Origin of the sequence: Longitalea arenae, from assembly GCF_016924755.1 — a bacterium.
Taxonomy (GTDB): domain Bacteria; phylum Bacteroidota; class Bacteroidia; order Chitinophagales; family Chitinophagaceae; genus Niastella; species Niastella arenae.
Genome location: NZ_JAFFJX010000023.1, coordinates 57451 through 72175, shown reverse-complemented (window position 1 = coordinate 72175; position 14725 = coordinate 57451). Strand labels below are relative to the sequence as shown.

Below are 14725 nucleotides of genomic sequence, written 5' to 3'. Positions count from 1 at the left end.
CAACAGGCACAAATACCTTAAGTATCTCCTTTTTTTTAATTACTCCCATTCCAATAGCTTCAAAGAACTAATGCAAATGTATGCTCCTTGGTAATTGCTTTGGTAATGTCGAGGACCGAATGGTTACAGAATAAAAACATTACTGGCTTTTACTGCATGGCGCATGCGCGCCGCAAAATATTTGATGCTCTTACCAATGATAAAGTCAGGGCTGAATATGTACTGGCAGAAATACACAAGTTATATGAAATAGAAGAAGTATGCAGGATCCAACAACTATCTATTGAGCAGATAAAAGAAAAGCGTAGCAAAGAAGCATTACCAATCCTGCAAGGCTTGGGAGAATGGATGAAAAAGGAATATGAGCAGCTTCGGCCCAAAACAGCCATTGCCCAGGCTTTTGCTTATAGTATTAAGCGATGGGAAGGCTTAAGCCTGTATGCAACAACTGGCAATCTGCATATTGACAATAATGCAATCGAGAGGTGCATGCGTACAATAGCTATTGGAAGAAAAAACTATCTGTTCTGTGGTTCTCATGAAGCGGCAAAACGGGCTGGCCGTTTGTATTCCCTATTGGTTACCTGTAAGCTCAATGATGTAAATCCATACGACTGGTTGAAAGATATCTTGAGTCATAACATCCAGGAAACACCCATCAACAAAATCAAAGAACTGCTGCCGCATAACTGGAAAAAGAACAGGCAGCAAACAGCTACAGGCCAGACTATGGCCTAAGGCAAAATTATTAACTATTTTATTATGCGTTGATCCACTTCCCGGAGGGATACGTCCAGAAGAAAGAAAAAATAACAGTCTATCCACCAAATCATATCTTTGAAACCTCCACAATAGCTCTTTCTCTTTTAGGCATTCTTGCAGAGGGGTTACCTTCAACGTTACAAGGGGTTACCTTAAACGTAATTTACACACAGATCCAGATCTGCTTGTAGTTCATCAAGTGTGTTATAGATTTTCTTCCTAAAGGTAACAGCATAGAACTCTTCCTGCATGGTTCGATGCAATCTTTCACAGATGCCGTTAGTTTGAGGCGATTTGGCTTTTGTTTTAGAGTGATCGATGTCTTCCAGGGCAAGATAAAGCTCATATTCATGGTGCTCTCTGGCGCCACAGTATTCGGTTCCGCGGTCAGTGAGTACTCTCAGCAGATTAATGCCATGCTGCTCAAAGAAAGGAAGAACCCGGTCATTAAGCATGTCCGCTGCAATTAAAGCGTTCTTACGATCGTACAGTTTGGCTGTTGCCACTTTGCTATAAGTGTCAATAAAAGTCTGCTGATAAATACGACCAACGCCCTTAATTGTGCCCACATAATAAGTGTCCTGGGCTCCGAGGTATCCGGGATGGTGGGTTTCTATTTCGCCATAGGCTTGCTTTTCCTCCTTGGCTCTTTCCAGGGCGACAACCTGATCTTCGGTAAGTACCATACCTTCCTGAGCTGACTTAACCTCTAAGGCCTTTAAGCGCTTACGGATGGTTTCCAGATCATGGCGTAACCAGACACATCTGACACCTGCCGGTGAAATAAAAATGCCCTTCTTTTTCAATTCGTTGCTTGCCCTAAGCTGGCCATATGCGGGCTTCTCGATAGCCATAGCTACAACAGCCTCTTCAACAGATGGTTCTATTCGATTCTTTATGTTAGGTTTACGACGGCTGACTTCCTGCAAAGCCTGCTCACCACCTTGCTCATAAAGTTCTTTATAACGATAAAATGTGTCTCTGGAATAACCGAATAGTTTACAGGCCTGGGATACGTTACCTAATTCTTCGGCCAGCTTTAATAGGCCAACTTTACCTTTAATTAATTTAACTTGCGTGTTCATGATTTGACAGCTTTTGCGATTACTTAATTGTGTAGTTACTTTAAAGTTAATCCCAAACTGTCAGATCATATTGAAGCTATTTCACCTTATGCTGGTATGCATTTTTCCTGCAAACCTTACAATGATTTCCACAAAAATTAGTTGAATCAAGTTTATAACCCAAGTCCCTTCCCTTTATGCTAGCGCTAATTCCTTTCGTCATCCATAAGGGAGCCGGATGTTCCTTTAGATAATGGTCAAAAAACTGCATCAGACGAATTGTGTAATCCTTACCATTTATTCGATTCAAAGTATGAGCCCCATCATCGTATGTTAACATCCATACCCTTTTACGTAGCCGTCTTAATGCTAAATACATCTGAATTCCTTCTGTCCAGGGAACAGCTGCATCACCTGGATTATGCATGATCAATAATGGTGTAACAATTTTATCAGCATTCAATACAGGCATATTCTTTAAGTAAAGTTCCTTCTTTTCCCAAAGGCTTGCGCCCATTCGTCCTTGATGAAATTCAGTTCCGAACTGCCGACTGTCTCCTGGTTTCCCAAGCCCGCCAGTCAAGCTTAAATAGGAACTTATAGAATTGCTAACGCCAGCCGCTTCAGCAGCAGCAGCAAATAAATCTGTATGAGTAATTAAATAATTTATAACTCCACCGCCAAAGCTATGCCCTTGAATACCTATTTTGTTAGAATCGATCCAGGAATACTTTGAAAGAAATTTGGCTGCAGATACAATTGAATTATAAGCGCTCTCGCCATTTATTCTTCCGGTTACCTTTGCAATAGAGAAGTGAATATCTGGAACGAATACTAAGTACCCATTACTCACAAACCATGGGATATTGATATTGTCTCGGCTAAAATCTGGCTTAGGAAATTCATACAATCGATGTGAAAGCTGCTCATAAAAATTAAATATAAGTGGGTATTTTTTTTGAGGGTTGAAATCTTCGGGTTTATACAAAATTCCTTGGCAAGGTGTTCCATCGAATTGTTTCCATGTAATTAGTTCAGAACTTAACCAATTATAGTTAGTCTGAGGTTGCAAATTGCTTATAGATATAAAATTCTTAAAATCGCTGGTTAAAAAATAATTTGGAGCTTCATTTGCAGCCATCCTTTTCACGACCCATATATCTGTATCAGTTGCATGTAAAGGCTTCATTCCATTGTCAAACTCACCTGGATTAATTGGCAACTGTTCATTTTTATGAAAGTAGGTATAAGGGCCCATTGTCAATAACAAAGGATCTCTTTTGCTTTCCAACCAAATCTTATAAAACCCATTATATTTGTTTAAAGTATTGAATGCAGTTAAATATAAAGGTGCCTTCCCCTGAAAACAACATAGTGTTTCTCGCTCATTTAATGTACTAAATTTAATATGATGCTTTTTCCCATACCCGTTGGTTATATTTATAGATTTTTTTATTCCAGAAGGGTCAACTTGCCATAAATCATGATTATCGTAAATTAATAATGCCGAGTCCTTATTAATCCATCCTGCAATTCCGACGGGTGATGGAGTGTTATCATTCCTGGAATATTCATTTTCTAACGGTTCGGGAATACCAAATGTGATATTCTTAACTTTAGCGTTAGTAATATCAAAACTAAAATAATGTTTCAGTTTGTTGTCAAAATATATCACATAACGCCCACTTGGAGAAAAAGAAAAACTAAAAATACTATTTACATTGCTTGTCAACAAAGTGCGTTTGCGCGATTTCAATGAAAGTAAATAATAGTTTATATGGTCATTTAACCAAGGTTCTTGAACTGAATAGTTGTCTGCTATTAAAATGTAATCGCCTGGAGTTTCGTTTAAATTAGCTCTTTCTCCCTCATTCTCAATACGCATAGCATTGTTATCACCAATACTTACAACAGCAGCAAAGCTTCTCGGTTCATTTTGTAACAATTGTCGAGACTGAATAACAGAATCTCTATAACTCCATATATTCACTTTTATTTCGTTGAGTAAAATAGTTTTGTTCTGAAAAGGCAGTAATTTAAATATAATCCATTGACCGTTTGTAGTAAAGGTTGGATTATAATCACTTAAAAAGAAACCAGAATCACTGTTTAATGAAGAAGAATCAACTTTTACAACAGCCTTATCCATGCCCTTTTTGTAATACAGAAGCCTATTAACTTGGTCATTGCCGATACCATCTTTAATTATAAAAGCCAATTGCATTCCAGAAGTATCAAACACGTAAGATGCTAACGATGATTTTCTGTTCATGAAATCATCCTTATCCCATATAACCGTTTCTGTTCCAGAATCTAAATTCAGCCATCGCATCTCAAATGTGTTACTGCTATTTACGGAGTTATAAATTAGAAACGTCTTACCTGCGTGATCAAAACCATAATCTTCGACATTATCAAATTTCTGTTCAACTCCATTATTTATATTCTTCAGTATTAGTGCTTTTGACTCTAACAAATATGCGATCCACTCCGAGTTCGAAGGGTGTTTAAAAGACATCACCTTAGCTATTTGAGTAATTTTATCATCATTTAAGTTTAAGAAATTAAGGCTATCTTCTTTAAAAAACACGAATTGCTTATTGTCAGTAGTAAAAAAGGCATCGCTTACTCCATGAACTTCACTCCTCCATTTTGATTTTAGACGCTGAACAATTACAGTATTACTACCAGCCGGTTGATTGTCAATTTTATAAAAAAAATGCTTCCCATCCCTAGTGATACCACAGAGATTAGACAAATATGCCCACCCTTTGATAGCAAAACTGTCAATCAAAGTTTTATGTATTGTGTTGCCTTTCTGAGAATAGCCATGAAATACTAAGCACAGAATGAAAGACAAAAAATAAACTATCTTCATCTATTATTAAGCTTTGTAATTATAAAATGAATCAGCAAAGGATCAAACAAACTAATAAAAGGTAATGGCATTAATTACAACAATTACTAGCAGTTATTTAAATTACACAATAATCTCTAAAAATTATCGTATAACACGAAACTTTACTTTTGGAATTCTAAATTTTACCTAATCATGTTCAATCGACCCAAGTAGCATCACCGCGTTTCATTTTCGACAAATTGTTCCTCACATCCTTTGCATTCGGATCGAGAACCAACGCTTTCTCCTCCGACAAAATCGCTTGTTTCCTTTTTCCGGCTTTATATAATAAGTTCGCATATGTGTCTAAAAAAACCGATGATTCGGGTCGTCTTCTAATAACTCCTTCCATCCATTTTATAGCAGCACTAATTTCACTTTTTTTGTTGCTATGTAAAAATATCCCAAACCAAGCAATATTGTTAAGGATTACGTCATTAACTAGATTATCCATAGTATCAAGAGGATACTTTGTAATTCTCTTAATTGCACTTTTATTATACCTTTTCCAATCTGCTTTTTTATCATAATAGCTCATTTTTGCGCTTAATACGTTGCGTTCTGCAACATATTGCCCAAACTTTCTCTTGATGCTTTTGTAGCCTTTTCCCCAGTTAGGACTTTTGCCGTTGATTCCTTTTTTTATAATAGGGTTAATTTCTTCTTTTGTAATTATAAAGTCTGTAAAATATTGAGCAAACCCCCGATGGTTTATTGCACTGTCAACTCTGTCGTTATTCAAATATATTAATTGAAAGCAGGTGTCCTGAGAAGTGATTGCGCTGATAAATGAATTTATAAACATTAAATTCTTTTGTGAAAAAAAACTATCCGCTTTAGTACTTAACAAATAATTATTAATATAATCTCTAGCCATACAGTTTGCCAATGAATCGAAATCTAATTCCTTCGTATACTTCGCCAGATATGGTAATTTTCCATAGTTCTTTTGTCCTTTCAAATACTTTTGCAGCAGGGTATAATATTGTTTATTAGTATCAAGTGCTGTAGTCAGTATAACAACAAACTCTTCACCACTTTTGAAACCCTGATCACGGTGAACAATTTCCCCACTTGGCGAAAAAAATAAATATGTCGGAAAATTCAAAATACCATAATGCTTTCGGATTTCATTTGCATTAGCATGCCACCATACTGCCTGTTTACTATCATTTTTTGAAGTGTCGAATTGAATTTTAACAGATACAAATTTTTCATTTAAGACGTTTACAATGTCACTTTGTAAAAATACACTGCTGTCCATCTTTTTGCACGCGACACACCAGGTTGTATAGCAATCGACAAAAATGTATCTATTTTCCTTTTTCGCTTTGTCTTTAACCTGCTCCCAAGAAATGTCAGTAGCCCATTGTATTTCTTGTGCATCCATATACAAGGGTATAATGAACATCATCAAATACGACAATCGTTGCTTCATAAGCAATTAGCATTTATTTACGTTATAAAATAATCGATCAGTCAGCTATAGGATATAAGCAATTCTCGATGGCGCTTTTGCTTAACTGATTAAGATAACCAGACCCTTCAGTGAAAACAGGTGAATTGTAAATATTTTATCCTATGGTTCGGTATTGAGCGTTCTGTTTAATATGACACGATTTCTCAGATACAACTTTAAATTCGGTATTCCACTTGACATAGACATTCTAATCGTCTGGTAATACATTTTTTAGCCCTTTAAATACTTCTTATACCCATAACGAGTCTAAGCTCGAAGTACCTGTTATGTGCAAACATTAAGAATAATCGCTTTTTTATACAGCATTATTTCACTTAAATTTGATCCATTGTATCGAGCGATGCATTATTTTGTCCATTATGAAAAATATCCTCAACGCATTTAAAGAGGCTTTCTCAAATTGGCTGTAGCCGCAACTTCTCAACTGAACAGCTTATGCTATTTAAACAGTCGCCAAAATGCAACCATAAACAAGCCCACCATCTTGGACGTATACACGCAAAAATGCACCTTCACGTAAAGGTTCCTATCTTTTAGAACCAAAACAATTGGCAAGTGACTCACAGTCCCTCAACCCCAGTGCGTATGTGTCACATACATAACTATTTTCAATTCACTTAATTCAGGCCACTCAATAACCTGGATTTTGAGTAAGGTTTTTATTCGCCTGAATATCGGACACAGGTATAGGATATAATTGCTGATATGACTGCCATGGAGCACCATTTGATTTGATCGGAGTAGTGGTCTCCATTACCGCATCAACATTGTTCGTCCGCTTCAAATCGAACCATCGGTGCCCCCATTCAGTAAATAATTCAGCCTTTCTTTCATGCAGTATCGCTTGCAATAGTTCGTCTTTATCAGATGCAGGAGTATTAGCAAGACCTGCCCTAGCTCGAATTCTATTTAAATCACTTTTTGCGCCCGTTAAATTGTTTAGCTGAGCTCTAGCCTCTGCACGAATCAAGTATATTTCCGCCATGCGAAGCACAACTAAGTGCTCTGAAACAGAAGAATTTTCCATATTCTCTTTGTACTTATAAGGAAAATAATACTCTATATCCGGTGTCGATACTGTATCTATATATTTCCCAAGCCACGCATTTTTTCTCTCATCACCGATTTCAAAACTGTTCACGAGGGTGTCACTTAAATACACAGGATAACTATTGCCGGAAAATCCGGTTTCCGGTATAATAAAGAATTTTGCATCTTCCGTATTCCATCCATTATTGACAGGTTGCAGTTCCCATATAACTTCATTATTACCCAGGCTAGATTTTATAAAAACCTTGTCTAGGTCAGACAAACTGAAGATTGACGCATTATCTATTAATTCCGAAGATGTAAGTTCGGCGTTAACAAAATCATTGATATATAAATAAACCCTGGCTAGCAACGCTTTGGCAGCCCATTTAGTTGGACGTACTCTTTCATTGGAAATGGTAATAACATCACTTTTTAAGAAGTTCGGGCTTAATAATGCTTCGGCCGCCTTTAAATCAGTAATAATTTGTTCATAAATGTCTGCTCTCGGAGATCTCGGCAAACCTTGATTTAGTGTATAATCTGTTTGAGTAACTAAAGGGAGATCGCCAAATAAATTAACAAGATAAAAGTAAAAGAAAGCACGCATAAATTTTGCCTCACCCAATAGTTGTTGTTTCACATCCGGATTCAATGATGTAGAGTTTGTAAGGCCCTCAATAGCAGAATTGCAAGTGAAGATGTACGTGTAGTTCCAAAATTCTGAGCCAATATTTGAGTTTGCAGATAAAGCATTAGAAAAATAGGCAGACAAAATTGGATTTGAAACTCCGTCCCATAGCATCAGTTCATCTGACGATAAACCAGAGTATAGCGATATCGTTGTAATACCTCCGCTACCTAATGAACCTGTTGAGCTCATATTAGTATACACGCCCGTTAATACTGCAGCCGCTGTCGCATCATTTGTATAAACATTATTCGCATTTATACTAGTAACAGGAGCCCCTATATCAACCAACTTTGTACAACTCACTATAAAAAACGAAAGGCCCATAATTATTAAACAAGGCAATAGCGCATCCCGAACCTTCGAAGTTTTAGGAACTTTAAAGCAAATCATAATCAATATTTTTATAGTTAGAAACTATTTGATTTTATAAGCTGGCTTTCAAGCCAAACGTCCATATTCTCAATGGAGGCAACTGTGTAGGACTTTGACTTTCTGGATCTGAACCCTTATATTTTGTGATAGTAATTAAATTTTGCCCTTGAAAATAAAGTTGCAATCCCTTTAAATACATTTTCTGCAAATGTTTTTGAGGCAACGACCATGATAAAGATGTGTTTTTTAGTCTAATAAACGATGCATCAGAATAGTTTCTATCACTTCCTTCCGCTCGATTATGAGGGGTAAACAATCTAGTATTTTGAGAAAATTTTTGAAAAGTCCTTACATCGTCTGCTTTTTGCCACCGATCTAAGACATAAACCGTCTGATTACCAAACCCATTATTGAAGTGCCCGGGAATAAAATTCGTTAGATAGCTTTTTCCTATTTGTTTTACAAATTGAAACAAGAAATTAAAAGTGAAAGATTTGTAGGTGAAATTATTGTCGATGCCACCATAATACTTAGGTAATGTATTTATAAGGACCGTTCTGTCCGTGCTTGAACTAGGATTAGATGTTACGTTTCCATCTTTGTCAATAAATTCATAAATACCAGATGAAGAATTTACACCCAGAAGATGATAAGCTTTTTGAATGGTTATAGGCTGCCCAACAATAAGGGAGTTGCTGTAACTTGAAGATTCTAAATTTGGAAAATCCACCAATTTGTTTTTGGGAACGGTTAAATTAAAACTGGTATTCCATGTCAATTTTTTATTCTTTACATTGGTTGAATTTAAAGTAAATTCCCATGCAATATTTTCAACAGTAGCTGGAAAATTCTCGTTAATACTTGAAAATCCAGTGATGCTAGGTAAAACATATGAAAGTAGTTGATTAGATGACCTATTTTGTATGTATGTTCCAGTAATTAGCAATCTATCATTCATAAACCCTAATTCAAGGCCTATCTGAAGCTTTCTTGTCTCCTCCCATTTAAGATGTGGGTTAGGTAGACCTTGCGGCTCTAAACCTGTCGCTCCTTGATACGGAACACTGGCAATTGTTGGGCCATACAAATTCAGATACTGGTAATCTCCGATTTGATCATTGCCAGTGGTTCCATAGCTGCCCCTTAATTTTCCAAAACTTAAAAAGTGAAATCTTTTACTTACAATACTTTCATTTGAAAAAATCCAGGCAGCTCCTACGGCTGCAAAATTGTGAAATCGATTAGCAGATCCAAATCGACTGCTGCCATCTCTTCTGGCAGTCAAATTTATTATGTATTTTTCTTTAAGATTATAATTAACTCTTGCAAAACCGGCGTTATATCTATAATTGGAAACAACATTGCCTTTAGTCGGATGAACATAGATTTTAGAAGCTGACTTTATATCCTCTAAGAGTAAATCACTATTAAACCCTTCAGCAATGACAGCCTGCCCATTATTGTTGTTCTGCTGGATAGTTATACCAACTAATGCATTTAACGATCCAGCTAAAAAAGTTCTTTTGTAGTCGATCTGAGGCTCAATTACCCATGAATTTATAACACTATTTGCGAATATCGACGTCCGAATAGAAAACGGTTGGCTTTCAGGTCGTATCGCAGAAAAAGGTGAAGCATAGAATTCGTTTGTGCTTAAATTTGTGAAACCAACGCTGGTCATCACATCTAAACCGTTAAGTATACGATAGCTTATTATGCCGTTGCTTATGATATTATTTGTAATATTTCTATACGTAGCACTCTTTCGAACCATTGGATTTGTCCACGAAGATGCACCAACAGCATTTGGCTCCCAGTTTAAAGTACCATCCGGTTTATAGAGAGCCGGAGCATTAGGCGCAAGTTGAAGGGCTCGAAAAGTAAGGTCTTCTTGCGGTAATTTATTTCTATCAACTAAATAAGTTGCTGCAATTTGGAAACGAAATTTTTGGTTGTTGGATACACTATTTAAGTTAAAATAAAACGACCCCTTTGTATCTGAAAAATCTTTTGAAAAAGGGAAAACGGTTGTTTCTTTATGGTAGTTACCTCTAACTAGGTATTGAATATTATCACTTCCTCCGGAAACTCCGGCATTTACATTCATATAATTAGCAACACCACCAATTAAAGCTTTTTGCCAATCAGTATATCGAGAAGTATCCCAAAGATTCAAGTCATAATTTGATGAAGGAACATTTGTGACCCCATCATTTTTAAGAGCCTCGCGCCGCATTTCTAGATATTGTTGCGTATTGAGCATAGACAACATTCTGGTAACTTTCCCCCAACCATTTTGCAAATTTAAATCTGTTCTTACTTTACCTGCCTTACCCTTCTTTGTTGTAATTATAATAGCTCCATTCGCTGCACGAGAACCATAAATTGCAGTAGCATCTGCATCCTTGAGAATTGAAATACTTTCTATATCCGAAGGATTTATGTAATTTAGCGGATTTCCGCCACCTGCCTCACCAGCAAACGTTGATAGTGGGCCTCCAAGTGTAGTTAATAACATGCGAGAAGGATATGGAACGCCGTCTATTATATATAAGGGCTCATTACCACTACCTATACTATTTCTCCCTTGAATTTGAACCGTAACAGCACTTCCAGGAAATCCGTTGGCTTGTGTAATGAACAGACCAGGCACACGCCCTTGAAGAGCAAGTAATGGGTTGCTTACTGGTTGTTTTTCAATATCAGTAGCTTTGACGGAAGTTACATTGCCAGTTTGAAATCGTTTGCTGATTTGTCCATAAGCGACTATTTGAACCTCATCTAGTTCGCTAGTTTTAGTTTTAAGCCTTGCTATTATATCTTTTTGACCACTCACATTAATTGTAAATGGCTCCATATTGACACTACTAAATGAAAGAACTGCATTATCTTGAACGCCAGACAATGTAAATTCTCCATTCTCATTTGTTAATGTCTGCTTCTTTGATCCCCTGACAGACACTGTTACGCCGGGTACTGGTTTACCGTTCTCGTCAATGACTTTACCGCGTATATCAATGGGAGGAGATGCTTGCTGTCGCGCCTCACTAAAGATTAATTGCTTCCTTTCTTTTATTATAATAAGTTTGTCGGTATTTACTATTGCGTAATCCAATGGTTGCCCTTGAAAACATAATGACAAAACCTCATCAAGACTTGCATCTTTTATCTGTATAGTAACAGGATGTGCCTGTTTTATCACTTCATGCATATAGTTAAAATAAAAACCACTCTGCTTTTCTATGCTTTTAAAGACTTGCTCAAGCGGGGCATCTTTAACCGACAGGGTAATTCTTTGAGAATATCCCTTGGCAGCAACTTGCAGGCAGGCGGTTAATACTAGTATGGCGGTCAGCTTCATAATCCGCAATATTTGTTGACCTGCCCCTGACTTTATTGGAGCGATGGCAGGCATTAGTTTTGGTTTAGCCCAGGCAATAACCTGAACTTTGCAAAGACCTAAATCTTGCATAATTTTACTTTGTTAGGGTTATAAAATTGATTGCTCCAGCATTTTGTTTTACCCTGACATTTCCAACCGGTAGTGGTGAGAACACTACCGGTTTTTCTGTGCCCATGCTGAGTTGAATCAGTGGTTTATATACCAGGTTAAAACAATTTTAACAAGTCAGGTTTAATGTTAACGGCATGAAGACAGCCAGTAATTGGTAGCTACGTAAGATTTGGTAGTACTGATAGCACGCCTATGTTCGTCTTACAATTTTGTTGAATAAAAGGGTTATAAAAGGAATTCTCATTACTAATAGGGTTATGGGTAATTAAGAGAGATGTGATCGCCACTGAAAGATTTCGAAGGATAGTATCAATGATGTAGTAGGCAACTGGCTTATCGCCGTATGAATCAGATATAATCAACTTGCTTGATTCCAAATAGTCTGCGCCAACGCCGTTTTGTCTGCGCGTAAACATTACCATAAGCTTAGTTTCGATTGTTGACTGTCAATATTGTTGCTTCCAACAGCCACGTACATTTGTTTACTGTTGCCAAACAATTAACTTGTTTCCTTGCATCTCAAACCGCAGTCTGCTGCTTAATTCAAATATTTTCAATACACCGGATAGCGAGGCAGTACGCGGCACTCGTATCCGGATCTCTTCTTCCTTAATTTCGTTTTTGAATTGCAAATCCACATCATACCAGCGGGAAATTTGCATCAGTGCTTCTTTAATGGTCGCTTTATTGGCAGCGATCAACCCGTTTTTCCAGGCAATAGCTTCTTCGGTATCAGCGTTCTCAATCACCGTGATTTTATTTGTGGATTCGGTTTGACCGACAATAGCCTGTTTTCCGGGTGTAAGCAATGCCTGGGAGCTTCCAGTTTTTACTTCCACTTTTCCTTCTAATAATGTAGCACTTACATTAGTCTCGTCTTTGTAGGCTTTTACATTAAACTCTGTACCTAAAACCTCCACTTCCATATCACTCGTCTTTACAATGAAAGGAACTCTTTCTTTACCTCCTTTTCGAGTTAGGGGCGGAACTTCGAAGTACGCTTCGCCATTGATCTCAATTACTCTTTCCTTGCCCGCAAATACTGTCGGATACTTTACGGAAGAGGCTGCGTTCAGCCAAAGCTTACTTCCATCCGGCAGCAACAATTGAAACTGCCTGCCTCGTGGTGTGCTGAGCGTATTATAAAGAACCTTTCCCTCTTCCCCACCCTTTTTGGGCGAATAGGATAACATTCCGTCTTTTTTAACAATCGCTGTTTCGCCTTGCTCGATAACAAATCCATTCGCTGTACTGTCAAGTACGATCTGCTCTCCACTAGCCAGGGTTAGTGTAGCTCCATCTCTACCTGGTGCTTTATCCTTTGTAGATCTCTTACTAACATTTTGTGTTGTGATCTTCGCCTTTTGGTCTTTGTTAATGAACAGCAAGAGCGCGCCTGTAATAACAAATAAAACGATGGCCGCAGCGGCAGCCATTCTTTTCCAATTCCAAGGCATAGATCTTATATTCCCTTCTGCAGGAAAGGTCATTTCCATCATCATCTCACCTGCAGCCTCCTTTCTGACCTCCATTTGATGGTAGTTTGCCAGTTCCACAGGTAATGAATCGCCGTGAACGAGTTCTTCAAACAACATTCTGTTTTCTTCCGATTTAGCTTTCCAACTATCCAGCAATGCCTGCTCCTCTGCATTAATTTCCTGCCGGGTGTATTTTCGAATAATACTTCCCATTTCGAAACTGCCGCCTGATAATCCGTACAATTCATCGTTCATTTGAACCGATTTAAACGGTAAGCGTAATAATTTCTTAACATTCTATATATTAAAACAATTAGGATTTATATCATGTCCACAGGCAACATGAGTTTTTTTTTAAAATCCTCTACAAATACTCGAGGGTGGTCAAGATGATGGAGAGCACCATCAAATTGTCGTCAGACAATATTTCTTTCAGGTATTTGATCGCTCTTGCTCTTTGCGTAGTGACTGTGCTTACTGAAATATTTAATTGTTCGGCTATTTCGCTAGCATTTAGTCCATCAAACCAGGTCATTACAGCTATTTGCCTGCATTTATCCGGCAAGTTTTGTAGCTCCTGGTAAACGTATTTCATAAAGTCAGATTGAATGATCCTCCTTTCTGTTTCGCTCGTTTCTTCAGAAAATGGCTGAACAGTTAAATCCCTGATATTTTCTCTTTGGCGTTGGCGGTATTTCAAAAAATTGAAACTATTGTTCCGCGCAGTAATGTATAGGAACGCTTTAATATTCAGGATGGAATTGAATCTATCTCTAATATTCCAGAATGAATAGAAAGTACGAATAACAATGTCTTCTGCCTCCTCTCGGTCTTCCACGATCCTGTAAGTAAAATATACAATCTGGGTATAGTAAGTATCAAATAAGTACTGACATACCCGGCGATCATTCTTTTTTAAGCCGTCAATAATCTCCGGTTCGGTATATTCTTTTGCCATCACTATAGAAGCCTTAAAAACGGTATTTGTTATTTGTTTAAAGGAGGAGGTTTTTCAGTTGTCTGGCAAAACGATTTTGTACGGCTGCACAATACAGCTGCTACTAATTAGTTTCGGTGATAATAGATTCAGAAAGAAAGAATAAGGAATATGTAGAAGATACAGGTTTGCCTTCTACAATTTATTAAAAATTAATGAGCGTTTACAATTTTTAGAGGCTTAATTTAAACTAACTAAATCGATCTTGATCTGGTCTAAGGAAATCATGTATGGCGGGACTGTAAACATGTCGGTACTTGTATGTGTTGTGCAATATTACAGCATCGCCTTTTAAAAACAAGTTGCTTAGTAAGAACTTGATCACTGCTATGTTTTCAAAAAAAATACTCGAATTGTTTTAGTTAAAAACATCTATGAATTGTATGGTTCAAAAATGTACTTTTTATTTCACAACAGCATTGCAGTAAATTAAACT

General features: G+C 37.2%; 7 protein-coding genes and 1 pseudogene. 1 reads left to right on the top strand and 7 read right to left on the bottom strand.

The genetic code is table 11. From position 1 onward, the window contains the following. The first annotated feature begins 105 nt into the window (after nucleotides 1–105). Nucleotides 106–738 carry an IS66 family transposase gene (gene tnpC / locus JT717_RS26250; protein WP_205514198.1) on the top strand — a complete coding sequence of 211 codons (633 nt, stop codon included), beginning with the start codon at nucleotides 106–108 and terminating at the stop codon, nucleotides 736–738. A gap of 182 nt (nucleotides 739–920) precedes the next feature. Here tnpC and JT717_RS26245 read toward each other — a convergent pair. The 7 genes and pseudogenes from JT717_RS26245 to JT717_RS26215 form a co-directional block, all read right to left on the bottom strand. Then, a pseudogene (locus tag JT717_RS26245) lies at nucleotides 921–1847 on the bottom strand (IS481 family transposase); the annotation flags it as partial. 76 nt (nucleotides 1848–1923) lie between these two features. Beyond that, complete coding sequence (locus tag JT717_RS26240) at nucleotides 1924–4704, bottom strand: alpha/beta hydrolase family protein (RefSeq protein WP_205514197.1); 2781 nt, start codon at nucleotides 4702–4704, stop codon at nucleotides 1924–1926. 178 nt (nucleotides 4705–4882) lie between these two features. Further along, nucleotides 4883–6115 carry a thioredoxin family protein gene (locus tag JT717_RS26235; protein ID WP_205514196.1) on the bottom strand — a complete coding sequence of 411 codons (1233 nt, stop codon included), beginning with the start codon at nucleotides 6113–6115 and terminating at the stop codon, nucleotides 4883–4885. Between the two features lie 721 nt (nucleotides 6116–6836). Beyond that, nucleotides 6837–8318: a RagB/SusD family nutrient uptake outer membrane protein gene (locus JT717_RS26230; RefSeq protein ID WP_205514195.1), complete on the bottom strand. Its 1482-nt coding sequence runs from the start codon at nucleotides 8316–8318 to the stop codon at nucleotides 6837–6839. 34 nt (nucleotides 8319–8352) lie between these two features. Next, nucleotides 8353–11772, bottom strand: a complete 3420-nt coding sequence (locus tag JT717_RS26225) for a SusC/RagA family TonB-linked outer membrane protein (RefSeq protein ID WP_205514194.1) — start codon at nucleotides 11770–11772, stop codon at nucleotides 8353–8355. 524 nt (nucleotides 11773–12296) lie between these two features. Then, the gene (locus JT717_RS26220; protein WP_205514193.1) at nucleotides 12297–13547 is read right to left on the bottom strand and encodes a FecR family protein; all 1251 of its coding nucleotides are present in this window, start codon (nucleotides 13545–13547) and stop codon (nucleotides 12297–12299) included. Between the two features lie 109 nt (nucleotides 13548–13656). Further along, the gene (locus tag JT717_RS26215) at nucleotides 13657–14250 is read right to left on the bottom strand and encodes an RNA polymerase sigma factor (RefSeq protein WP_205514192.1); all 594 of its coding nucleotides are present in this window, start codon (nucleotides 14248–14250) and stop codon (nucleotides 13657–13659) included. Nucleotides 14251–14725 lie beyond the last annotated feature (475 nt).

Excerpts from the sequence above, each read along its gene's own strand:
- tnpC (WP_205514198.1), top strand. The coding sequence starts at position 106 with ATGTCGAGGACCGAATGGTTACAGAATAAAAACATTACTGGCTTTTAC.
- JT717_RS26240 (WP_205514197.1), bottom strand. The coding sequence starts at position 4,704 with ATGAAGATAGTTTATTTTTTGTCTTTCATTCTGTGCTTAGTATTTCAT.
- JT717_RS26235 (WP_205514196.1), bottom strand. The coding sequence starts at position 6,115 with ATGGATGCACAAGAAATACAATGGGCTACTGACATTTCTTGGGAGCAG.
- JT717_RS26230 (WP_205514195.1), bottom strand. The coding sequence starts at position 8,318 with ATGATTTGCTTTAAAGTTCCTAAAACTTCGAAGGTTCGGGATGCGCTA.
- JT717_RS26225 (WP_205514194.1), bottom strand. The coding sequence starts at position 11,772 with ATGCAAGATTTAGGTCTTTGCAAAGTTCAGGTTATTGCCTGGGCTAAA.
- JT717_RS26220 (WP_205514193.1), bottom strand. The coding sequence starts at position 13,547 with ATGAACGATGAATTGTACGGATTATCAGGCGGCAGTTTCGAAATGGGA.
- JT717_RS26215 (WP_205514192.1), bottom strand. The coding sequence starts at position 14,250 with ATGGCAAAAGAATATACCGAACCGGAGATTATTGACGGCTTAAAAAAG.